Below are 22,335 nucleotides of genomic sequence, written 5' to 3'. Positions count from 1 at the left end.
CCCCTAAAATTACATATTATTATACCATATCTCCATATTAGAAAAAGAAAAGCTTTCAGTATTTGACATTTGATAAGGATATATGGTAAAAAGAGCTATAGTTTAAATTTATATTTTATAAGCTGAGAAGAGAATCAGTAGTTTTTCTATCCCTGTTTTAGAGAGCCGGCGGCTGGTGTAAGCCGGTACAAATAGAAGGATGAATTACCTCTCGGAGCTTTCGCCATGAAACCTTGGTCAGTAGTGGCGGACGGAAGAAACCGTTAATTTTGTCGAGTTGGGGGAATTTTTTTCCTCAAGCCGGGTGGTACCGCGCATGTTAGCGTCCCTGCATTTTATGCAGGGACTTTTTTATTTTTGGCTGTGTTAAAGCATATTGTTGATTTTTTGACTATGTTGATTGGAGTGGAAGGCGCGAGACTCCGACGGGAAAAGCGGGCTGGGGGAGACCCCACAGGCGCAAAACGCCGAGGAGGCTCCCGGTTCGCCCGCGGAAAGTGAGCCAGTGAGCGAAAATCAACAGTCCAGTTTAACAGAGCCTTATTTTTAAAGGAGGAATGGGTATGGAACTGTTAGAGGATTTACAATGGAGAGGAATAGTATACCAACAGACAGATGAAGATGGAATTAAGGAAACACTATCTAATGAGAAAATATCTCTGTACTGCGGTGTCGATCCGACTGCTGATAGTATGCATATCGGTCATTTACTTCCATTTTTGACATTAAGAAGATTTCAGCAAAGTGGACATCGTCCTCTTGTATTGGTAGGCGGTGCTACAGGACTTATCGGAGATCCAAGTGGAAAGAGCGAAGAGAGGAAATTGCTTACACTTGAAACCGTTCAGGAAAACGTAAGAGGTCTCCAAAAGCAAATGGAGAAAATTTTCAGCTTCACCGGAGAGAATGCTGCCATTATGGTGAACAACTATGATTGGGCAGGTTCAATGGATATCGTTACATTCCTTCGTGATATCGGTAAGAACTTTGGTATTAACTACATGCTTGCGAAAGATACAATTTCTTCCCGTCTAGATACGGGTATTTCATTTACGGAGTTTACCTATACAATCCTTCAGGCTATGGATTTTCTGCATTTATACGAAAACCATCAGTGCAGGCTTCAAATCGGAGGCAGCGACCAGTGGGGCAACATTACTTCCGGACTTGAATTGATCCGTAAGTTAAATCCGGAAGGAAAGAAGGCTTTCGGTTTAACAATACCGCTTGTAACAAAAGCAGACGGAACTAAATTTGGAAAAACGGAAGGCGGCGCTGTATGGCTTGATCCTGAAAAAACAACTCCATACGAGTTTTATCAATTCTGGATTAACACTTCTGATGCTGACGTTGTAAAATACTTAAAGTTCTTCACTTTCCTTTCAAAAGAGGAAATAGAAGTGTTGGAAAAATCTGTACAGGAAGAGCCTCATCTTCGCAAAGCTCAAAAAGCTCTTGCAGAAGAAATGACCCGTTTAATTCATGGAGAGGAGTCTCTCGATCAGGCAATTAAGATTTCGGCTGCGTTATTCAGTGGCGAAGTAAAAGATCTTACTGCCAATGAAATTCTTCAGGGTTTTAAAGATGTTCCTTCTTACGAATTTGCTGGTGAAGAAAATCTGGTTGACCTTTTGGTTGCGGCGAAAATATCTCCATCAAAACGCCAGGCGCGCGAAGATATTGCAAATGGCGCTGTAACGGTCAATGGTGAACGTATAACTGACTCAGCTTATGAATTAAAAGATACTGACCGAGTGGAAGAGAAATTCACTATCATCCGCCGCGGTAAGAAAAAATACTTCCTTATTAAATACTAATTAAATTGAATTTATACCAGGGACCAGCGGATGATGCTGGTCCTTTTTACCTTAAAAGGAGTAGAAGTTTTGCGAAATGAAGTAGAAGTTTCCATCAAGCAGGCAGAAGTTTAGCGAAATGATGTAGAAGTTTCCTTCAAGCAGGTAGAAGTTTTTTTGAGGCATAAATTTTAGTAAGTATCCGCAGAAATGGGGAGAGAAGAACCGATTCTATTGCTATAAATAAAAAAAACCCTGCCAGGACGGCAGGGTTTTTGCGATAAACTCCCTATTAACGGGAATAGAATTCAACGATAAGAGCTTCGTTGATTTCAGCTGGAAGTTCAGAACGCTCAGGAAGACGAGTGAAAGTTCCTTCTAGCTTATCAGCGTCAAAAGTCAAATAGTCAGGTACGAAGTTGTTAACTTCGATAGCTTCCTTCACAACATCAAGGTTGCGTGACTTTTCACGAAGTGTGATTGTTTGGCCAGCTGCAACGCGGAATGATGGGATATCAACGCGTGAGCCGTTTACAAGAACGTGGCCATGGTTTACTAATTGACGAGCCTGACGGCGTGTACGTGCTAAGCCTAAACGGTAAACAACGTTGTCAAGACGTGATTCAAGAAGAACCATAAAGTTTTCACCGTGCTTACCAGCCATTTTGCCTGCTTTATCAAACAGGTTGCGGAACTGGCGCTCGGTTACTCCGTACATATGACGAAGCTTTTGTTTTTCCTGCAATTGCATTCCGTATTCAGAAAGCTTTTTGCGTTGGTTTGGACCATGTGGACCTGGAGCGTAAGGACGCTTTTCTAACTCTTTACCTGTACCGCTAAGAGAGATTCCTAGACGACGGGAAATTTTCCATGAAGGACCTGTATATCGAGCCATGAGAGACTCCTCCTAAGTGTTTTTATTTTGGTAAAATAAAAACTGTTGTGACGCTTCTTTAATGGACATTTTGTTTTCATGCACCTTCGCCCCAGCAGAATAGGGTTACAAGATGCACCATCAGCTTAGCCCGAGGAACAAAATGTAGACAATAAAGTGTTCACATAGTCTGCAATATTTTACACAAACGCTATTATATAATCTAAATGTACTAAAAGTCAAGTCCATGATGAGATATAAAAAGAATTCCTTTAAAATGTTGATGTTTTTAATTTACAGAAAACTATGCTGCCAATGGCTTATTGTGTGATATAATAAACTAGTTTAGTTATGTTCTTTAAAATAGGCTTTCTACTAAGAGATTGTTGCAATCTGAAGAAACTGTGAGAAAAATAGGTGAGACTCCTCGAAAATGAATCCACATTTTCTTCGAGGTGACGATCACCGATGCAATCTCAACGTTCTGCGGGAAAAGCAGGCCATGCGAGACCTCTCAGGTCGTTAACGGCCGAGGATGCGTGTTCCTTCCGCCAAAGAATATTCGAAGGACCTAACCTTCAGCTCGCCGCAAAGCTGCAAGCAGCTGTACATTGATGCTTATCACGAAATTATTTATAGGCAGTAGCTTGATTGCCCGCGGAAAGCAGTCTGTTTTTGTTTTTATAAACAACAAAGTATACAAAAAAAGTCTTAAAATAAAGCAGAGTTATAAATTCATGGGATTTTTTAAAGATAAATTGCTCGCAAAATTAGGTGATTAATGGGATGGAAAGAATTGAAAGTGATTTGGTTTTGCAGCTAAAAAGCTGTTTTTTTGATATTATTGCCACCCAGTCTGGACCCAACCTTCTCAAAGCAGCTTCAAGTGAAATGGCCAAAGCTGTTAGAAGAATCATTAATGCTGAAGAGTTAACCCTCTTTTGCAGCAATGCTTGGAAACAGCAATTTTATCATGAGATTACCATTTCGGAAAAAGAGCCGTCTATTTCCTCTTTATCAAAGGTAATTCCTTTTGAAGAACTTGAATCAGTATCAGATCTGCACAATATACATAAACAGCCTTTTCCGCTGGAGGGCTTTTCCGAATATGATTATATTGTACTGCTTAAACACGATGAAAGTATTCTTGGTTTTTTGCTGATTACTGAAAAGAAGCAGCTTGAAGCTCAAATCTTAGAGGAACTATCCAAAGAATGCGGAAACTTTTTGTTTAAGCTGGAGGGACTTTCGAAAAAAATTATGGAGGAGAAGCGATATAAGCTCCTTTTCCGGGTTACAGAAAAGTTTCACTCTACAATGGATATGAATGAGGTGCTTGGAGAGATTATTAAAACTCTACAAGAAGTGTATCCTGGTTTTTCTTATTATTTGCTGTTATCACAGGACAACCATAGCCATAGTGAGCTGCCAATTAAGGATCTTGAATACGATAGTGGGAATATTGCTGCCATGCAGGCCTATTTGACTGGAAACATTCAATTTGAAGATTCCGTTCAGGAAAGAAGATCCATTCTATATGCTCCCTTGAAAGGTAAGCAGGGAGTTTATGGTGTACTTCAGGTAGTTGCTCCCAATACACTTGTCTTTCCTAAAAATGAAGTGGAGTTTATTTCACTTTTGGCAGATACAGCAGGGACTGCAGTTGAAAATGCTCAGCTTTATCAGCAATCCAAGAGATTAATTTCTGATTTACAGCTAATCAATGAGACTTCCCATCGCCTAAATTCTAATTTACGGTTAAACGAAACGATCAATTACATGTGCGAGCAGATCATCCATTCGTTTGGAGCAAGTGAAGTAGGCTTTTTTATGGTTGATGGAAATGAATCAAATCCAGAGGTCCTTTCAGGTTCAACAATGTTTTTTCAAACCGATGAGTCTAAACCTTATATAGAATATTTAATGGACAAAATAAGGAAAGAAAATGATTCCCTTTTTATTGGGGATTTAGCTTTGCCGGAAAACGGCATGGAAAGGAAATACCGTTCTGTCTTGGCCGTTCCCATGATACAAAGCCAAACTCTTAAAGGGCTGGCAGTTGTCATTCACGGTGATCCATACTATTTTTCTTTTGATACTTTTAAGTTAATCCAGTCTTTGATTCATCATTCAACCCTAGCTTTTACAAACTCCATATTGAGGGAAGAACTTGAAAAAATGATCATAACAGACCATTTAACCAAACTTCACTCCCGGAATTATTTAGATGAGAAAATTCAGCGTTCTATGCTGGAGGATGAGCAGGGAACCTTTATCCTTATTGATATTGATGACTTTAAGGCAATCAATGATTCGTTTGGTCATCAAATTGGAGATGAAGTATTAATTCAGGTAGCTAATGTGATTAAAGCTAATATCCGCGGGTCCGATATTGGCGCGCGCTGGGGCGGTGAGGAACTGGCCATTTATCTGCCAAAGGTCACTCTCCACTCCGGATTGGCTATTGCTGAAAGGCTGGTTGAGAAGGTCGCGGAAAACTCAAGTCCGCATGTTACCATATCCTGCGGAGTTTCATATTGGAACCGTGACAGGGTGGACTCCTTTAAGTTTTTATTTAAACGTGCTGACGAAGCACTTTATTTTGCGAAAAATTCAGGGAAAAATAAAGTAATATCACAAGGCAATCCTATAAACATATTCTAGGCATTCCCATTTTGGGAATGCCTTTTGTTTAGCTAAACAGAATGTATATCCACAACTTCGCCGAAAAGCGCTAGCCTTTTCAAGATGTCTTAATCAGGCGAAAGGCACAGGATAAGTAAGGCATCGCCCAGTTTTGCCTCGCACGCAGAAAAAGCATAGCTTTTTCAAGAATATGCCGTTTTGATTGGGCTTCCACCAATGGGACTGTCAAGTTTCTCTAATGTCTTAATATAAATCTCTTCCCTTTATTCCAGGTTTATCATATTCTGAAAGATAGAGAGTTGAAAACGCTTACAAGAGGAGGACAGTTTATGAATCAAAAACCGTTTCATTTTGAAACCGAAGTTATTCATTCAGGATATTCGCCAGAAAAATATGAGGGCAGCCTGACACCCCCTTTGTTTCAAACGGCCACTTTCACCTTTGATAATGCTCTGCAAGGAGAAAAGAGATTTGCGGGAGAAGAGGAAGGCTTTATATATTCAAGGCTCGGCAATCCGACTGTAAAAATGCTAGAAGACCGAATGGCGGCCCTCGAAAAAGGAGAAGCAGGACTGGCTTTCTCATCTGGAATGGCGGCAGTTTCTGCTATTTTAGTAGCACTTACCAAGTCCGGTGATCATATTTTATGCTCCCAGGGAGTTTACGGCTGTACCTTTGGATTTCTGGAGTTATTGAAAGAAAAGTATGGAATCAGTCACCAATTTTCACTAATGGATTCAAGAGAAGAAATTGAAAAAAACATTCTGCCAAATACTGCATGCATTTATATTGAAACCCCAATTAATCCTACTATGAAACTAGTAGACCTGGCACTTGTTTCCGAAGTTGCACGTGAAAAAGGAATCCCCGTAGTTGTGGATAATACTTTTTCTTCCCCATATCTTCAGCAGCCAATTTTACTGGGCTGTGATGTAGTTATCCACAGTGCAACCAAATATATATGCGGACATGGAGATGTTATTGCTGGCATTGCAGTCGGTAAAAAGGATTTTATGAAAAAAGTAGCAATGACAACACAAAAAGACATTGGGGGGATTATGTCTCCTTTTGATGCCTGGCTCCTTCTGAGAGGATTAAAGACACTGGCTGTCAGGATGGACCGCCACTGTGAAAATACGAGTAAATTGTTTGGATTTTTAAAGAACCATCCTAAAGTGGAAACAATCTATTACCCTGGAGATGAAGGGCATCCAGACTTTCCGATTATGAAAAAGCAAATGAAGCAGGCTGGCGGGTTAATTTCTTTTTCTATAAAAGGGACAAAGGAAACAGCCCAGGAGTTTATGGATAAGTTAAATTTAATTAGGATAGCTGTTAGTCTAGGAGACGCAGAAACCCTCATTCAGCATCCTGCAACAATGACGCATGCTGTAATTCCAGCAGAGGAACGAGTGAAAATGGGAATTAGCGACACACTTCTGCGGCTTTCTGTTGGTTTGGAATCCTGGGAGGATTTGCAGGCCGATCTTGAGCAGGCGCTCAGTGAGATTTAGTTATAAAATTACTCCAAAAAAGGGAGTCCCAACTTGGGACTCCCTTTTTGGCTTATAGGGCTTCAACTATAACATTTACCATTTCCTCTAGTTTTTCCTGGTCAACTTCATCAAAACGATTTTTCTCAGGAGAATCAATATCCAAAACTCCTAATAGTTTTCCATCTTTTATCAACGGAATGACAATTTCAGATTGTGAAGCAGCATCACATGCAATATGGCCAGGAAATTGATGAACGTCCTCAACCCGAACTGTAACCCTTTCCTGTGCAGCTTTTCCGCAAACACCTTTTCCCAAAGGGATACGGACGCAGGCAGGAAGACCCTGAAATGGACCGAGCACTAATTCACTTTCACCATCCATAAGGTAAAAGCCTGCCCAATTGATACGATCAAGGAATTGATTAAAAAGAGCAGAAGCATTGCTAAGATTTGCAATTAGGTTTTTCTCATCATGGAGGAGAGCCTTTAGCTGGGAAGTTGCTAATTTATAGTTTTCTTCACGGGTTCCCTTATATAATTCGACGTTAAACATTACTTTTCACCTGACTCTCGGATTTTTTAACTCTTATTTTATCAAAAAAAGGAGGAAATGAGGAGAAAATGTCTACAAAAAGATAAAGGAACCCCCGTTCCTGGCAAAGAATTATTGTAATGGGAGAGTATGTATTCCCAAGCCATTGGCAAACAGGGGGAATTCAAAAATGGGAAAAAATTCGAAGGAAATGATTATCAATGCTGCAATTTCACTTTTTAATACAAGAGGATACTCAGGTACTTCTATTCGGGATATAGCCGGTATTGCCCATGTTAATTCGGCAAATATTGCGTATTACTTTCAAAATAAGCAAGGGCTGCTTGAGTATTGCTTTACATCATTCTTTGAGCAGTACATCTCTGAAATTGAAAAGGGTTATTCATTTCTAGAAGAAGGGGCAGAAGCCTGTTTAAAAAAGATTGCCTCCAACCTCCTATTCTTTCAATGCAAAAATATTCATTTGACAAGGCTAATTCTAAGAGAAATGTCACTTGACTCCCAGGTTGTCAGGGAAATTATGTCTACCTATTATCTTAAAGAAAAGTATCTAATCCAAACTGTTCTGGAAAAAGGCGAGGAGTGGGGAGAATTCCGCAGGCACTCGCATGATTATATGGTGATACAGCTAAAAGGAATGCTGACAATGCCTTTTTTGAATTCCCATTATATAACTGAAGTTCTTCATGTTTTTCCTCATGAACGTTATTTTGCTGATAAATATCTGCTTGAAATATATGCATGGATTGAAAGCTGCCTTTGTGTCATAGGGAAGAAGAATAAAATCCCGGCCCTTTTATAATAAGGGGGAAATCATCTCTTTTAGCCCCTGTCCCAAATCTTTACTTTGATGGGCATCTGAACCGTATACGAGAGGAATATTCAAGCGCAAGGCTTCTCTCACAATCCATTCAGGGGGATAGGGTTCACGGCATAAAGGCTTGGCGGTGCCCGCTCCATTATAATCAAGTTCGCAGTGACGTTTCTTCATGGCCAGCAGAATAGCCAATATTTCATCTCTATATTGCTTGCTTTGGGGGAATTTCTTATGAAACTTCCTGATAAGTGTTATATGGCCTATCCGTTTAGGTTTAAAGGCTCCTATATCAGCCATCACAGAAGCTAATACTGTACGAAAGTAATTTTTATAAAGCAAATCAATGGAACCATGTTCACGGATCATGCTTTCAAACAATGTAGGACTGTAATCTACACATTGATAATCCTTTCCGTGTTTAAGAAAGTGTACGGAGAGTACCGCATCATCGATTCTGTTTCCTGCAAAATTCAAAAAAGTTTTTGTTTCTTCCTCAAAACCCTCAATGAAATCAACTTCAAGGCCAGTGTTAATCTTTATTTTTCCCAAATATTGTTCCTTTAGCTTCTCAATGTCCTCAAAATATCCCTCTAAATCTTTTATGTCCATAGCACTGTCTTTTTCCGGAACTGTATCAATGAAACCCTTTGGAAGCGGAGCATGTTCCGTAAAAGAAATCTCCTCAAATCCCATAGATATAGCTTTTTCTATATATTCCTCGAACGAATCTTTTGTCCCGTGCGGGCAATAAGGAGTATGTATATGACCATCTTTCTTTACCATGGAATGACCTCCGCTTTCAGCTTATTAAAAAGAATTGCTTTGTACTTAGTCTGTTGCTTACTGTTTCAGGGACTCGCTTTCCGCGGGCAATTCGGAAGCTTCTCAAACTCCGGCGCTAGCCACTCAAGGTTACCTCAGTCCGGAACTTTTCCGCCATGTCCTCCAGCGCTTGTCGTGGCTGAACAATGCGCTTCCGTTCTAACAATATGAAAGGTTAAAGTCCCTGCATCATCGAAAAGCTGCGCTTTTCCTTCGTGCAATATTTAAGCGGCTGAAGCCTTTCCTGTCCATGTGGAAACGCGCTTCTAACCTTTAATAAAATTAATGTATTAAAAAGTTTTCAAACTCCTTAGAAAGACAAGACTCTTACGACTTTGTTTGTCAGGTAAATTTGTTTAAAAATGATTACTCTCATTACTTTCAATAAAATCTTAAAAAAATTGAAAATAATAGTCAAAAAATGTCGTTTACATGTTATCATAAAAGCATTGAATTTAATATCTAACAGTATATTTACTATAATTATGACGACTTGATAATAAAATATAGAATGTTGCCGGAAAACAGGGGGCTTACCATGGAATATATCATAGGGATTATTATCCTTTTATTTGCTTTGTTTTTAACTGGATATCTGATAAAGAAAAAGTACTATAAAGAAATGGACAGGCTTGAATCCTGGAAAATAGACCTAAACGACCGCCCAGTCCAGGAAGAAATGTCCAAGGTAAAACTGCTCAATATGACCGGCCAGACTGAGGAACTTTTTGAACGCTGGAGAAATGAATGGGATGAGATTGTTACAGTTAAGCTACCCAACCTGGAAGAGCTCTTGTTTGATGCGGAAGAGTATATAGACAAATACCGGTTCAGAAGAGCAAAGGAAGTTCAATTCGCCATTGAGCAAAAATTAAAGGAAATTGAGGAACGAATTAGTGCTATTCTGGAAGAATTGAACAGCCTAGTGGGCAGCGAAGAGAAGAATAGAATTGAAATTGAAGAATTAAGGGAATTATATCGGGAATCCAAAAAAACTCTTTTCGCTCACAGACTTAGTTTTGGAAAAGCGGAAAAGACTCTGGAATTGGGATTCAATGAAGTTTCTGAAAGGTTTCAGGATTTTGAAGAGAAAACGGAGAATGGCAATTACCTTGAAGCTAGAGAAGTTGTTTTAACTATTAAGGATCAGCTGGAAAATATTAAAAAGAAAATGGATTTGGTCCCTCAGCATTTAGTTGAATGTCAATCCATTTTACCGGGGCAGCTTGATGAATTAAATGACGGTTATAGGGAAATGGTCCGCCAGGGTTACTATCTGTCACATCTTCAATTTGAGTCAGAAATGGATAGGCTGAACAAAGAAATGGATTCAATGCTCGTGCTGCTTGAAGAAGCTGAAACTGATCAGCTTGAAAAAGCAATCGGGGAATTGAAAGAGTCTATCGATCAACTTTTTGACCTGCTTGAAAAAGAAGTTCATGCCAAACACCATATTGTACAGAATGAAAATCAAACAGCTTCTTTGCTAGAATCCATTTTTGATGAGAGTAAAGCCCTTCAGGATGAGGTTCTTCATATTCAGCAGAGCTATCATCTTCCTGAGAATGAATTGGATATGCAGCGCCAGCTTGAAAAACAGTTGGGATCCCTATATAAAAGATTTCATATTCTAACTGAAAAAATAAAATCCAATGAAACTCCTCAATCTTCGATGAGCGAGGAGCTTAAGCAAATAAAGGATGAACTTGATGCGGTTCGTGAAGAACAGCAAGGATTTGCTTCTAAACTTCAGGCGTTAAGAAAAGATGAAATTGATGCAAGAGAAAAGGTAAATGACCTTATTAAACGTCTGAATGAAACAGCAAGACTGGTAACTAGAAGTAATATTCCTGGTTTGCCTGAAGATTATAAGTATTTATTCGAAGATGGACACGAAAGTATTAATAATGTGAAGCAAAAACTTCAAGAAACACCACTTGATATTCCTTCTGTCCATCAGTACCTTGAAATTGCTGCATTGACGGTAGATAAATTAATTAATACAACAAACGAAATGATTGAAAATATAGTCTTGGCAGAAAAAATCATTCAATATGGAAATCGCTACCGAAGCAGATACCCATCGATTGCCAAAGGCTTACGTATTGCCGAAGAAGCATTCCGTAAGTACGATTATCGCGGGGCATTGGAGCAGGCTGCTACAACCATTGAAGAAATAGATCCTGGAGCGCTTAAGAAAATCGAATCTAATCTTACAAAAGAATAGTTAAAAGTACGAAACCGGTTCGCCTGCAGGCGGGTCGGTTTGTTTTTTTGCTACTCAGAATTTATCTCCATAAATTCTGAACGCATAAGGTCAACTACGGCTCTGCTCTCACCTAAAGGCTTGGCAGTCGCAGTTTTCTTTAGAAAACCTTTTATGGAATAATGGATAGAGGCCAATGTGAGTATTAAGCTGCGGATGTTTATAATTAAAAAGGTTTGTGTTAACATTTATTGCGGAAAAAAGGTTTTCGGTATGAAAGGAGAAGACCATGATTTATTTTGATAATAGTGCTACTACGAAGCCTTATAAGGAAGTATTGGAATCATATATAAAAGTTTCAAGTGACTTTTTTGGAAACCCTTCATCACTCCACGGTTTGGGGGGGCAGGCGGAAAAACTCTTGTCACAGGCAAGAATGCAAATAGCAAATTTGTTGAATATAAAGCCAGGAGAGTTATTTTTTACTTCTGGAGGAACGGAAAGCAATAATATGGCAGTTAAAGGTGCTGCCTTAATGTATAAAGGAAGAGGAAAACATTTAATAACAACGGAAATTGAACATCCTTCGATTATTGGAGCTATGGAACAGCTAAAGGAATTAGGGTTTGAGATTTCTTATTTGCCTGTAGACTCAACAGGCAGGGTTAAAGTAGAAGAATTAAAAAATGCAATTCGAGAGGATACCATACTTGTTTCAGTTATGCATGTAAATAACGAAGTAGGGACCATCCAGCCAATTAAAGAAATTGGCGAAGTGCTAAAGGAATATCCAAAAATTCTTTTTCATGTGGATCATGTTCAGGGAGTCGGTAAGGTACCACTTAATTTTCATGAATGCGGTATTGACCTATGCTCTATTTCGGGTCATAAATTTCATGGACTAAAAGGAACGGGTGCTCTATTTATTCGTGAAGGCCTAAAATTATCTCCTTTACTTTCAGGTGGCAATCAGGAAAACCGGCTGAGGAGCGGTACCGAAAATGTTCCAGGATTGGTTGCCATGGCTAAAGCTTTACGTTTAGAAATCTCGAACAAAACTCACTATCTAGATCAAATGCTTTCATGGAATGCTTATATCAGAAAAACTCTTGGAAAAATAGAGGGAGTTGCTATTCATACACCGGTTTCGGATTCGGCACCCCATATTATAAACTTTTCTATTTCAGGGATTAAAGCTGAAGTGTTTGTCCATTCTCTTGAAGAAAAGGATATTTTTGTTTCTACAACAAGTGCATGTTCTTCAAAAAAGAATACTCCAAGCAAAACATTGCTTGCGATGGGTGTGCCACGGCCAATGGCTGAGAGCGCTATCCGCATCAGTCTTTCTTTTGATAATACAGAAGAGGAAGCAAGCATTGCAGCAGCAGCCATAGAAGAAACAGCAAGAAAATTAGGAAGGATAATGAAAAAATGAATTATGATCGTATTTTAATCCGTTATGGTGAAATATCCACTAAAGGGAGAAACCGCAGTAAATTTGTCGAGAGACTGAGAAAAAGTATTGCAAGAGCACTTGGAGCTTTTCCTGAAATTAAAATTCAGGCAGACAGGGACAGAATGTATATCCTATTAAATGGTGCCAGTGGAGAAGAAGTTATTTCGATTTTGAAAAATATTTTTGGAATACAATCCTTCAGCCCTGCCATTAAAGTAGACAGGGATATTGAAAAAATAAAAGAGGCTGCACTCGGCCTCGTAAAAAGGTTATATAAAGAGGGAAATACATTCAAGGTTACAGGGAAAAGGGCAGATAAAACCTTTGAACTTAATACAGATGAAATTAATCATGAATTTGGCGGATACTTACTTAAAAATATTAACGGCCTAAAAGTAAATGTGAAAAATCCTGATATTAATCTTCAGATTGAGGTCAGAAGCGAAGCGGTTTATTTAACCTGCGAGAATTTTCCTGGGGCGGGTGGATTGCCAGTTGGCTCTGCGGGAAGAGCAATGCTAATGCTTTCAGGCGGAATTGACAGTCCTGTAGCCGGTTATATGTCTATGAAAAGAGGGGTGGAAATTGAAGCAGTACATTTCTTTAGCCCTCCTTTTACAAGTGAAAGATCAAAACAAAAAGTAATCGATCTTGCAAAGGTACTTTCAGGTATTAGTGGACAGTTATTGCTTCATGTTGTTCCCTTTACAGAAATTCAACAGATGATCAGGAAGCAGGTACCGGAGAATTACTCCATGACAACTACCAGACGGCTGATGCTGCGAATTACAGATGAAATCATGAAGCGGCGAAAAGGGCTTGCTATTATTACTGGTGAGAGTCTTGGCCAGGTTGCAAGCCAAACGCTTGAGAGCATGTATGCGATAAATGAAGTCACCAATACACCTGTATTAAGGCCATTAGTTGCAATGGACAAGTCGGATATTATAAAGCTATCTCAAGATATTGGTACGCACGATATTTCTATTCTTCCTTATGAAGATTGCTGCACCATTTTTGTGCCAGCATCACCAAAAACAAAACCGCGTCGGGAAAAGGTCGAGAGGTTTGAGAGCTTTGTTGACTTTGAACCCCTTATTCAAAAAGCGGTTGAGGGCATAGAAACCATCCAAGTCGGGCTTGATGCAAACAATACAAAAACTGAAATGGATGACCTTTTTTAATAATTTTTTTTAATACTATAAATATCCAATGTTTTTGTGAACAATTTCCAGTTAATTATTTGAATGATGCCATGTGATATTACACATTCTATACTCACAAGGAGGTGAAATCACATGGCAAACAACTCAAACAACTTACTTGTTCCTGGTGTTGAACAAGCTCTTGACCAAATGAAATATGAAATTGCTCAAGAATTTGGCGTTAACCTTGGTGCTGAAACTACTTCTCGTGCTAACGGTTCAGTAGGAGGAGAAATCACTAAGCGCTTGGTTTCTATGGCTCAACAACAATTAAGCGGTGGATTTTCTCGATAATAAAATATAACATGGCTACAGAGAGCGGGTGAAAACCCGCTCTCTTATTTTTGTGCAGAGAATTCTATTTATTATTTTAAATTTTAAAATAGTTCCGTATAATGGAATTATCTAGTAGTAAATGGAGGGATAGGATGAAACGCGAAGACTTGATAGCTCCAGTAAAGTATAATCTTGTTTCTGAAGTAGAACATTTTTCTTCTGATCCTGTACGGATAGCGCTTAAATGGCTAAATGAAGCGGGGGAAAGGGAAGAAATTACATACAGACAGTTAGTCAAAAAAGTAAATCAAACCGCTAATGTTTTTAAAGAAAATGGTCTGGAAAAAGGCGATGTTGTACTTGTAATGGTCCCAAGGTTAATTTCAGCTTATGTTGTATACTTAGCGGCCTTGAAATCGGGAATTGTGGTTATACCGAGTTCTGAACTTTTAAGGGAGAAGGATATCCAATATCGTCTATCACATGGTGATGTAAAAGGTATAGTCAGCTATTATCCTTTTATCAGCCAGTTTGAAAACATACCCGAAATCAACTCGACAAAAGCTTTTTCCATAGGCGGCAGCCATGGAAGTTGGATTGATCTCGATGAAAAAACAAGCAAGGCATCAGAAGAATTCGCTTTCGCTGACACAAACAGAGATGATATTGCATTTTTATCCTATACCTCCGGAACAACGGGAAATCCCAAAGGCGTAGTTCACACACATGGCTGGGCATATGCACATTTGCGTACTGCTGCCTCCACCTGGCTTGGAATTGAAGATGGAGATACAGTTTGGGCTACCGCTGGACCAGGGTGGCAAAAATGGATTTGGAGTCCTTTCCTTTCTGTTATGGGAACAGGGGCAACCGGTTTTGTCTATAATGGAAAATTTGATCCTGTTTCCTATTTAAAGCTTCTTGAAGAATATCAAATAAATGTTCTATGCTGCACACCAACAGAGTATAGAATGATGGCAAAAGCTGAGAACCTTGACCAATATAAACTTGATCATCTTCACAGCGCGGTCTCAGCAGGTGAGCCGTTAAACCGTGAAGTTATTGATACGTTTAAAAGGCATTTTAATGTTCAGGTGCGCGATGGTTATGGCCAGACAGAAAACACACTCCTCGTTGGGGTTACAAAAGGAATGGAACTGCGTCCTGGTTCAATGGGTAAACCAACACCTGGGAATAGAGTAGATATTATTAATGAATACGGTGAAATCTGCAAGCCTGGCGAGGTTGGGGATATTGCTGTCCATGTGGAAACTCCAGCCCTCTTTAAAAATTATTACAAGGATCCGGAGAGAACGGCAATGCAGTTCCGTGGAGAATATTATGTTACAGGAGACAAAGCAAAAAAGGACGAAGATGGATACTTTTGGTTCGAGGGACGTGGAGATGATATTATTATCAGCTCAGGTTACACTATTGGACCATTTGAAGTGGAAGATGCTCTTGTCAAACACCCTCAAGTAAAAGAATGTGCTGTAGTGGCGAGTCCGGATGAAATTAGAGGGCATATTGTCAAAGCTTTTGTCGTGCTAAGGGAAGGCGTAGATGCAAATGATTCCGGATTGGTAAAAAGGTTGCAGGACCATGTTAAAGAATTGACCGCACCTTATAAATATCCAAGGAATATTGAATTTTTAGAAGAACTGCCCAAAACAACATCCGGAAAAATACGCCGGATTGAACTTCGTCAAAAAGAAAATCAGTCAGTAAAGAATTAGACTTTTGTTAGTGCAGGCGGTTCTCCGCCTGCATTTTACATGAAAAGGAATATTTCTCAAGGAGAATGTGATTAATGGGGAAATTATGGTTTGGGACGATATATACAATGGAGAGGGAAGGACAAAAGGCTGAAGCCATTTATTCTGAAGGAGACCGAATTATCAGAGTTGGAGACAAGGCAGCCCTTGAGGAAGAATTTGCACACTTAATTGATGAGAAGATTGACTTAGAGGACAATGTTTTGTTTCCAGGGTTTATAGACAGTCATCTGCATTTAATAGGCCATGGAGAAAAACTTAATCGGCTTGATCTTTCGGGCTTAAGGTCAAAAGAGGCGGTTTTAGATAAGGTAAAAAGCCACTTGGAAAGTGTTCAGAGAGGCGAGTGGCTGATAGGTGAAGGCTGGAATGAGACCGTCTGGGAAACTGATGCAGTTATTCATCGTTCAGAAATTGATTTTGTTTCACCCGATAACCCGGTCATTTTGAAAAGGGTATGCCGACATGCTCTAATTGCCAACTCTGCCGCGTTAAAAAGGGCAGGAGTTAACGAAAATACGGAATGTCCTCCAGGTGGAGTTATTGCTTGTGATAATAACGGTGCTCTCAATGGACTGTTAAAAGATAAAGCGATGGATTTGGTTCTGTCGGCAGTTCCTCAGGTAACAGACGCCTATCTGGAAAGAGCAGTATCATCCTCTATTCAGGATCTTCAGCGGCTTGGCCTGACAGGTGGTCACACAGAGGATTTAAATTATTATGGTGGCTATAGAAGAACCATAAATGCTTTTAAAAATGTAATTGAACAGGAAGGTGTTAGATTCAGAGCGCATTTGCTTGTCCATTATGAAGCAGTCGATGAAATGGTTCAGGACGGGGGAAAATACCTTGGTGGTAATGAATGGATAGAGTTAGGAGCCATGAAAATATTTGCGGATGGTTCTCTTGGAGGAAGAACAGCACTTTTAAGCCACCCTTATAATGATTGTCCGGAAACCAGCGGAATTGCTATTTATACACAGGAGGAACTAAATGGACTCGTTAAACAAGCCCGAGATATTAGCATGCCTGTTGCCGTTCATGCAATAGGGGATCAGGCATTTGACATGATCTTAACTGCCATAGAAAATCATCCTTTGAAAGGAAATGGGAGAGATCGACTGATTCATGCTCAGATACTCAGAAAGGATCTAATAGAGCGAGTAAAAAGGCTGCCTGTTGTATTGGATATACAACCAGTATTCTTGGCATCCGATTATCCTTGGGTTTTGGACAGAATAGGCAAAGAAAATATGGAATATTGTTATGCATGGAGAACCCTGCTGGAGGAAGGATTACCATGTGCGGGAGGTTCGGATGCTCCTATTGAGGTTCCTGATCCGCTGTTTGGTATACATGCAGCTGTTACGAGAACTGCTAAAGAAGATCCGGCAGGCAGGGTCTATCAGCCGGAGCAATGCCTGTCTGTCTTTGAAGCTGTTAGCCTTTATACTTCGGGAAGTGCCTATGCAGCATGCCATGAGAACGACAGGGGGATTATTAAGGAAGGTTATTTAGCTGACTTTACGATTTTTGATTCGGACTTGTTTAAAATTAAGGTTTCTGAAATAACTAATGCATCTGTCCAAATGACCATTATTGGCGGGGAAATTGTTTTCAATAGAAAAAAGACTGGCGGAGGAATCTAATCCGAATTATAATAATATCTATTATTATTTCGAAATTAGAAAGAATAGGGGCTCGAAAAATGAAAAAGAATGATATACAGCTTGGAGCCACTTACGCCGGTTTCTCCTATTTTTTATGGGGACTTTTGCCGATATATTGGAAGTTTATTGATAATGTTCGTGCGGATGAAATCCTTGCCAACCGGATTCTTTGGTCATTTATCTTTATGGTGTTAGTACTGCTTTTCACCAACAAGTGGAGAGCATTTACCCAAACCTTAATAGGGCTGGGCCAAAGGAAAAGGCAACTTTACGCCTTAGTAATTGCTTCCATTCTAATTAGCATCAACTGGTTTATTTATATTTGGGCAGTAAATAGCGGCCAAATGATACAGGCGAGTCTTGGATATTATATAAACCCGCTTGTCAGTGTTCTGCTTGGAATGTTTGTTCTAAAGGAAAAACTATCTTTCATCCAGTACTTTTCCTTTTTGCTTGCCTTAATCGGGGTATTGATCATATCCCTTTCTTATGGTCATATTCCATGGATTTCCTTAGCCCTGGCTATTTCCTTCGGTTTATATGGTCTTGCGAAAAAGCTAATTACAGTAGAATCCTCTATTGGTCTAACGCTGGAAACACTAGTTATTACACCACTGGCAGCAATCTACATGGGTTATCTGTTTTATCATGGAGAGAACTCTTTGTTTTCATCAGATACAAAAACGAACTTATTCCTTATTGGAGCCGGCGCTGTTACAGCAGTACCACTTCTTTATTTTGCTAAAGGGGCACAGAAAATTCCTTTATCTATGCTGGGATTTCTGCAGTATATTGCACCAACATTAACTTTAATCCTAGGTGTGTTTGTTTATGAAGAACACTTCTCAGGTCTTGAACTGCTGGCATTTATATTTATATGGTCTGCTTTGACGGTATACTCTCTTTCAAAAACAAAGCTTTTTACTGCAAGAGGGAAAAAAGCCCGAACAAATTCCTAACCAAAAAATCCTTATCCGTAAAAACCGGATAAGGATTTTTTTGAGGAGAAAGATATTATAGAAATGTTCTTTTGACTTTTTCCCAGAAGGAGTTGTCCTTCAATTTTATGGTTTTAATTCGTTTTTCACTGAGTTTAATGTCTACTTTTTCTACATGGCGAATGCTGAGTGCTTCGTTATCCATTCCCATTGTTGGATGGTCATTGCCTTCAGCAGCAACCTTTAAAGTAAGATTTCGATCATTGCTTAAAATAAAGGACGCACCCAATGTTCGGTAACGGTTATTATTGACAGACGCAATTTCACTCACCTGCATGCAAGGCAGCAAAGGGTCTACAATTGAACCGCTCACCGACTTATTGTATGCGGTACTTCCAGTAGGTGTAGCCACAATCAAGCCATCGCCCCTAAAGGTTTCGAAGTGAAGTTCATCAATGAAAACATCAACAACTAGTGTTTTAATGATAGCCGAACGGAGACTGAATTCATTTAAACATTCAAAGGTAGTTTGTCCATCCACTGTTACCTCAATAACCGGGTAACGGCGCACTTCGATTTGCTGCTGATCAGAAGTACTGGAAGCGGCCTCAATCATTTTAGAAGTATCATCAATTTGGAAATCACAATACATGCTTAGGCTGTTGCCGGTTGATATTCCCGCATAGAGGCAGTCATCCCGAAAACCGGTTTTTCTTACTGCCTGAAGGAAGGTTCCGTCTCCGCCAATACTTGTAATTATGTTTGCCTCACGCGGGTCCTTAACAATCGTAAACCCATACCTTTGAGCCAGATCATATAAATCTTTTGCCTTACTAAGCATTTCCGGATCTTTTTTATGATATAAATACAAGTTACGGCGATTTGACATTCTGATTTCCTCCAATCAAATTTTCCATTAAAGTGGAATTGAACTTAACTTATTTTCAGGCTCATTTTTCGGCTCTTCACCATAGATCTGGTGATTTAAAGTTTTCATTCTTAGTTTTGTACAGCTTATTGTTGAGGCCGAAAGCGAGTCCATGAACGAAGGCTAGTAAAACGATAAACCACATTTTTTGGTGAAGTTCCCTTTTTTACAATATTTCCAAGTTTTTCTACTAAAATTAACAAGTATACAGTAAATTTTGTTAAAATATTGAATATCTATTATAAGTTTATCATTTTTTAAAAATATTTTGAAATTAAGAATACAGCCAAATTAATTAAGGGGGAGTTTGTGTGAGTGGAAAACGCTGGGCTGCACTTGGAATTGCAGCAGGCCTGTTCCTGGTTTCTATTTTAATTAATGTTTTATCGATCTTTGCTTTTAAGGGAGTTAAAGAGGATTTTGGCAGTATTTTTACTGCGGAAGAAGAGCCATTTTCAGAAGAGGTGGTTAAAGATGGAAGTGAAACGAAAAAAATTGCTATTCTCGATGTGAATGGAGTTATCCAGGATTCCGGAGAGGCAGAGTCCTTCTTTCAAAACTCTGGTTATAATCATCAATCTTTCTTAAAAAGGCTCGATTATTTAAAGGAAGATCATTCAGTAAAAGGAATTATTATACGAGTAAACTCACCTGGTGGCGGTGTCGTCGAAAGTGCAGAGATTCATAAAAAGATAAAGGATATTGAAAAGAGCACCAAGAAGCCTGTGTATGTATCCATGGGTTCAATGGCAGCGTCTGGCGGCTACTATATTTCAACGGCTGCAAATAAAATTTATGCCAGTCCTGAAACACTGACAGGTTCACTAGGAGTTATTATGGAGGGCGTAAATTATGGAGAGCTTGCTAAGAAGTATGGGGTAGATTTTGTAACGATTAAAAGCGGGCAATATAAAGATATAATGAGTCCAACAAGGAAAATGACTGAGGATGAACGTCAAATATTACAAAAGATGATTAACAATTCGTACGAAGGATTTGTAAAAGTCATTTCAGACGGGCGGCATATCCCTGCTGATCAGGTCAAAAAGATTGCAGATGGGCGTGTCTATGACGGCCGACAGGCAAAAGACTTAAAATTAATAGATGACTTTGGCTACCTGGATGATGTGATTAAAAAGATGAAAAAGAACGAAAGTCTTCAGGGTGCCAAAGTTATTCGCTATACAGATAATCTGGGCTTTGGATCTCTGTTTAATATGGGTGCACAAAAAATGATGGGAGAGAACCTGGAGATGTCCGGACTCATCAAAGTGCTGTCAAAGCCAGACTCTCCGCGCCTTATGTACTTATATGCTCAATAGGAGGGAAGCCGGATGGAAACAAATAACTTAATCAATGAGCCAGGTAAGGACTCTGAGGCTTTTGAAGAAAATAGCGGCATTTGGACTCCTAAAAATAGTGTCCCACCTCCTGCCCCCCCTTTGCGGTATGCGGGATTTTGGATGAGATTTTGGGCTTATCTTCTTGATTTAATAGTCATTGGCAGTGTGGAAAGGATTTTAATTAATCCTCTGTTTCGTGCTCTTCATCTTTCGCTGTCAGAATCAAAAATATTTGCTCCGGCAGCCATAGCTTCTGCTGTTATTTTTTATCTTTATTTTATTTTAATGACAAAGTTTTTTGGTCAGACGCTTGGAAAAATGGTATTCGGTCTAAAGGTTATTGAACGGGATAAAACGAATCTATCCTGGAACACTGTTCTGTTTCGTGAATGGATCGGCCGGTTCATCTCAGTGACATTAATAATTGGATACGCCTTAGTGGCCTTTTTACCTAAAAAACAAGGACTTCATGACCTCTTTGTAGACACTGCGGTTATTCATGTGGATAAATAATAATAGCTTCTGCAGACTTTAAGGGGTATAAATAAAAGAATGCACACTGAGACTTCAAATCTCGTGTGCGTTTTTTTTTCTATTCACATAGGGCTGGGAAAGGTAAAACCTTTTGGAAAGCATAAAAGCTATGAGGAAAAAGCCAGCTAAGAGAGTTAAGAAAGTGTCCTTCATTAAGGTGAAGTTAGTAGCAAGTTAAAAAACTTGGACCGAAGTATTGATTTTTCTCCTTAAATCATAAGTAACTAGTGTCAGCATGTTTATTTTTGTCCTTTTTGCCAATACTATTAGGCTGAAAGGTTGTGAGCGAAATTGAAATGGCTGCTTCTTGCCCTGCTGGTAATTTTGTTCCTTCTCGTTATCATTCTAATTACTAAAGTCTCGATATATTTTAATTACTGCCATTATAAAGATAATGATGATTTAAAAATTGAGGTAAGGTTTTGGTTTGGTTTAATAAAATTTAAGGTTAAGGTTCCGATGGTCAAAGTTGACGATGACTCTCCTTCACTCGTTGTAAAAGGGAACGCACAGGCTGGAGACCATGACCAAAAGGGTGGAGAAAAAACTAAACAGTTTACTCCCGATGATATACAGAATAGTCTGGATGACTGGAAAAACCTTCTGGGTCATATCTTTGGGCTCCATAAAATCATAAGAAACTTTCTAAAAAAAGTTACGATAAAAAATTGGCAATGGCAAACAGTGGTCGGGATAGGTGATGCGGCACATACTGGAATGCTGACAGGTGCAATATGGGCTTTAAAAGGAAGCATAATTGGGCTGGTCAGCCATTATGTAAAAATGAAAGAAACCCCAGTTGTCCAGGTAATTCCCTACTTTCAGCTGACTGTGGCCCAGACGCAAATCTCATGTATTTTTCAATTCCGAATCGGGCATGCTATTTTGGCAGGAATAAAACTGATTAAATTCTGGAAAGGCGGACGGCCCAAATTTAAATCAAAGCCGTTATCTGCATTGTCCGGCGATAAATCAAAATCTGTTTAATAGAGGAGGAAGC

19 protein-coding genes and 1 other annotated feature are annotated in these 22,335 nt (G+C 39.3%); of the genes, 15 read left to right on the top strand and 4 right to left on the bottom strand.

All coding sequences use genetic code 11. From position 1 onward, the window contains the following. Positions 1–115 precede the first annotated feature (115 nt). Positions 116–333, top strand: a binding site (T-box leader). A 230-nt stretch (positions 334–563) separates the two neighbouring features. Next, complete coding sequence (gene tyrS, locus AC3WR0_RS02975) at positions 564–1,817, top strand: tyrosine--tRNA ligase (protein ID WP_492550905.1); 1,254 nt, start codon at positions 564–566, stop codon at positions 1,815–1,817. Positions 1,818–2,088: 271 nt separating this feature from the next. Here tyrS and rpsD read toward each other — a convergent pair whose 3' ends face one another. Beyond that, the gene (rpsD, locus tag AC3WR0_RS02970) at positions 2,089–2,691 is read right to left on the bottom strand and encodes a 30S ribosomal protein S4 (protein WP_492550904.1); all 603 of its coding nucleotides are present in this window, start codon (positions 2,689–2,691) and stop codon (positions 2,089–2,091) included. Positions 2,692–3,138: 447 nt separating this feature from the next. Here rpsD and AC3WR0_RS02965 point away from each other — a divergent pair, with 447 nt between their 5' ends. The 3 genes from AC3WR0_RS02965 (at position 3,139) to megL (ending at position 6,830) form a co-directional block, all read left to right on the top strand. Further along, positions 3,139–3,285 carry a hypothetical protein gene (locus AC3WR0_RS02965; protein WP_492550903.1) on the top strand — a complete coding sequence of 49 codons (147 nt, stop codon included), beginning with the start codon at positions 3,139–3,141 and terminating at the stop codon, positions 3,283–3,285. 171 nt (positions 3,286–3,456) lie between these two features. Further along, positions 3,457–5,334, top strand: coding sequence for a sensor domain-containing diguanylate cyclase (locus tag AC3WR0_RS02960; RefSeq protein WP_492550902.1), 1,878 nt, complete (start codon positions 3,457–3,459; stop codon positions 5,332–5,334). A gap of 311 nt (positions 5,335–5,645) precedes the next feature. Further along, a complete protein-coding gene (megL, locus tag AC3WR0_RS02955) occupies positions 5,646–6,830 on the top strand; it encodes a methionine gamma-lyase (RefSeq protein WP_492550901.1) in 1,185 nt (394 codons plus the stop codon). 52 nt (positions 6,831–6,882) lie between these two features. Here the strand turns inward: megL and AC3WR0_RS02950 are convergent, their stop codons facing one another. Continuing rightward, entirely contained in the window at positions 6,883–7,365 is a 483-nt protein-coding gene (locus tag AC3WR0_RS02950) for a GAF domain-containing protein (RefSeq protein WP_492550900.1), read from the bottom strand. A 169-nt stretch (positions 7,366–7,534) separates the two neighbouring features. Here AC3WR0_RS02950 and refZ point away from each other — a divergent pair, with 169 nt between their 5' ends. Then, complete coding sequence (gene refZ / locus AC3WR0_RS02945; protein ID WP_492550899.1) at positions 7,535–8,167, top strand: forespore capture DNA-binding protein RefZ; 633 nt, start codon at positions 7,535–7,537, stop codon at positions 8,165–8,167. Here refZ and hisJ read toward each other — a convergent pair. After that, positions 8,162–8,965 (bottom strand): histidinol-phosphatase HisJ, encoded by an 804-nt coding sequence (gene hisJ, locus AC3WR0_RS02940; protein ID WP_492550898.1) that lies wholly within the window; start codon positions 8,963–8,965, stop codon positions 8,162–8,164. The genes refZ and hisJ overlap by 6 nt on opposite strands. A gap of 577 nt (positions 8,966–9,542) precedes the next feature. Here hisJ and ezrA point away from each other — a divergent pair. The 7 genes from ezrA to rarD all read left to right on the top strand — a co-directional run bounded on the left by ezrA (position 9,543) and on the right by rarD (position 18,551). Next, the gene (gene ezrA, locus AC3WR0_RS02935) at positions 9,543–11,231 is read left to right on the top strand and encodes a septation ring formation regulator EzrA (protein ID WP_492550897.1); all 1,689 of its coding nucleotides are present in this window, start codon (positions 9,543–9,545) and stop codon (positions 11,229–11,231) included. A 268-nt stretch (positions 11,232–11,499) separates the two neighbouring features. After that, positions 11,500–12,645, top strand: coding sequence for a cysteine desulfurase family protein (locus AC3WR0_RS02930; RefSeq protein WP_492550896.1), 1,146 nt, complete (start codon positions 11,500–11,502; stop codon positions 12,643–12,645). Next, positions 12,642–13,850, top strand: a complete 1,209-nt coding sequence (gene thiI, locus AC3WR0_RS02925; RefSeq protein WP_492550895.1) for a tRNA uracil 4-sulfurtransferase ThiI — start codon at positions 12,642–12,644, stop codon at positions 13,848–13,850. Before AC3WR0_RS02930 ends, thiI begins: the two co-directional genes overlap by 4 nt. Positions 13,851–13,964: 114 nt before the next feature. Further along, on the top strand, positions 13,965–14,165 hold the full coding sequence (locus tag AC3WR0_RS02920) for an alpha/beta-type small acid-soluble spore protein (protein WP_027320277.1): 201 nt from the start codon (positions 13,965–13,967) through the stop codon (positions 14,163–14,165). Positions 14,166–14,299: 134 nt separating this feature from the next. Continuing rightward, the gene (gene mbcS, locus AC3WR0_RS02915; RefSeq protein ID WP_492550894.1) at positions 14,300–15,883 is read left to right on the top strand and encodes an acyl-CoA synthetase MbcS; all 1,584 of its coding nucleotides are present in this window, start codon (positions 14,300–14,302) and stop codon (positions 15,881–15,883) included. Between the two features lie 74 nt (positions 15,884–15,957). Next, positions 15,958–17,571, top strand: coding sequence for an amidohydrolase (locus AC3WR0_RS02910; RefSeq protein ID WP_492550893.1), 1,614 nt, complete (start codon positions 15,958–15,960; stop codon positions 17,569–17,571). Between the two features lie 59 nt (positions 17,572–17,630). Next, positions 17,631–18,551 (top strand): EamA family transporter RarD, encoded by a 921-nt coding sequence (gene rarD, locus AC3WR0_RS02905; protein ID WP_492550892.1) that lies wholly within the window; start codon positions 17,631–17,633, stop codon positions 18,549–18,551. A 55-nt stretch (positions 18,552–18,606) separates the two neighbouring features. Here rarD and AC3WR0_RS02900 read toward each other — a convergent pair whose 3' ends face one another. Continuing rightward, on the bottom strand, positions 18,607–19,419 hold the full coding sequence (locus tag AC3WR0_RS02900; protein ID WP_492550891.1) for an NAD kinase: 813 nt from the start codon (positions 19,417–19,419) through the stop codon (positions 18,607–18,609). A gap of 350 nt (positions 19,420–19,769) precedes the next feature. On the opposite strand from AC3WR0_RS02900, the gene sppA reads away from it, so the two are divergent. The 3 genes from sppA (at position 19,770) to AC3WR0_RS02885 (ending at position 22,322) form a co-directional block, all read left to right on the top strand. Next, positions 19,770–20,780 carry a signal peptide peptidase SppA gene (gene sppA / locus AC3WR0_RS02895; protein ID WP_492550890.1) on the top strand — a complete coding sequence of 337 codons (1,011 nt, stop codon included), beginning with the start codon at positions 19,770–19,772 and terminating at the stop codon, positions 20,778–20,780. A gap of 12 nt (positions 20,781–20,792) precedes the next feature. Continuing rightward, positions 20,793–21,314 (top strand): RDD family protein, encoded by a 522-nt coding sequence (locus AC3WR0_RS02890; protein ID WP_492550889.1) that lies wholly within the window; start codon positions 20,793–20,795, stop codon positions 21,312–21,314. A 312-nt stretch (positions 21,315–21,626) separates the two neighbouring features. Continuing rightward, positions 21,627–22,322, top strand: a complete 696-nt coding sequence (locus AC3WR0_RS02885; RefSeq protein ID WP_492550888.1) for a DUF2953 domain-containing protein — start codon at positions 21,627–21,629, stop codon at positions 22,320–22,322. Positions 22,323–22,335 lie beyond the last annotated feature (13 nt).

It is taken from the genome of Neobacillus sp. FW104-15D2, assembly GCF_058790155.1.
This window is presented reverse-complemented; position numbering and strand designations above follow the sequence as displayed.

Coding starts and splice junctions, on each gene's coding strand:
- AC3WR0_RS02900 (WP_492550891.1), bottom strand. CDS start 19,419: ATGTCAAATCGCCGTAACTTGTATTTATATCATAAAAAAGATCCGGAA.
- AC3WR0_RS02965 (WP_492550903.1), top strand. CDS start 3,139: ATGCAATCTCAACGTTCTGCGGGAAAAGCAGGCCATGCGAGACCTCTC.
- mbcS (WP_492550894.1), top strand. CDS start 14,300: ATGAAACGCGAAGACTTGATAGCTCCAGTAAAGTATAATCTTGTTTCT.
- AC3WR0_RS02950 (WP_492550900.1), bottom strand. CDS start 7,365: ATGTTTAACGTCGAATTATATAAGGGAACCCGTGAAGAAAACTATAAA.
- tyrS (WP_492550905.1), top strand. CDS start 564: ATGGAACTGTTAGAGGATTTACAATGGAGAGGAATAGTATACCAACAG.
- AC3WR0_RS02920 (WP_027320277.1), top strand. CDS start 13,965: ATGGCAAACAACTCAAACAACTTACTTGTTCCTGGTGTTGAACAAGCT.
- AC3WR0_RS02930 (WP_492550896.1), top strand. CDS start 11,500: ATGATTTATTTTGATAATAGTGCTACTACGAAGCCTTATAAGGAAGTA.
- AC3WR0_RS02890 (WP_492550889.1), top strand. CDS start 20,793: ATGGAAACAAATAACTTAATCAATGAGCCAGGTAAGGACTCTGAGGCT.
- hisJ (WP_492550898.1), bottom strand. CDS start 8,965: ATGGTAAAGAAAGATGGTCATATACATACTCCTTATTGCCCGCACGGG.
- rarD (WP_492550892.1), top strand. CDS start 17,631: ATGAAAAAGAATGATATACAGCTTGGAGCCACTTACGCCGGTTTCTCC.
- AC3WR0_RS02960 (WP_492550902.1), top strand. CDS start 3,457: ATGGAAAGAATTGAAAGTGATTTGGTTTTGCAGCTAAAAAGCTGTTTT.
- ezrA (WP_492550897.1), top strand. CDS start 9,543: ATGGAATATATCATAGGGATTATTATCCTTTTATTTGCTTTGTTTTTA.
- rpsD (WP_492550904.1), bottom strand. CDS start 2,691: ATGGCTCGATATACAGGTCCTTCATGGAAAATTTCCCGTCGTCTAGGA.
- AC3WR0_RS02910 (WP_492550893.1), top strand. CDS start 15,958: ATGGGGAAATTATGGTTTGGGACGATATATACAATGGAGAGGGAAGGA.
- refZ (WP_492550899.1), top strand. CDS start 7,535: ATGGGAAAAAATTCGAAGGAAATGATTATCAATGCTGCAATTTCACTT.
- megL (WP_492550901.1), top strand. CDS start 5,646: ATGAATCAAAAACCGTTTCATTTTGAAACCGAAGTTATTCATTCAGGA.
- thiI (WP_492550895.1), top strand. CDS start 12,642: ATGAATTATGATCGTATTTTAATCCGTTATGGTGAAATATCCACTAAA.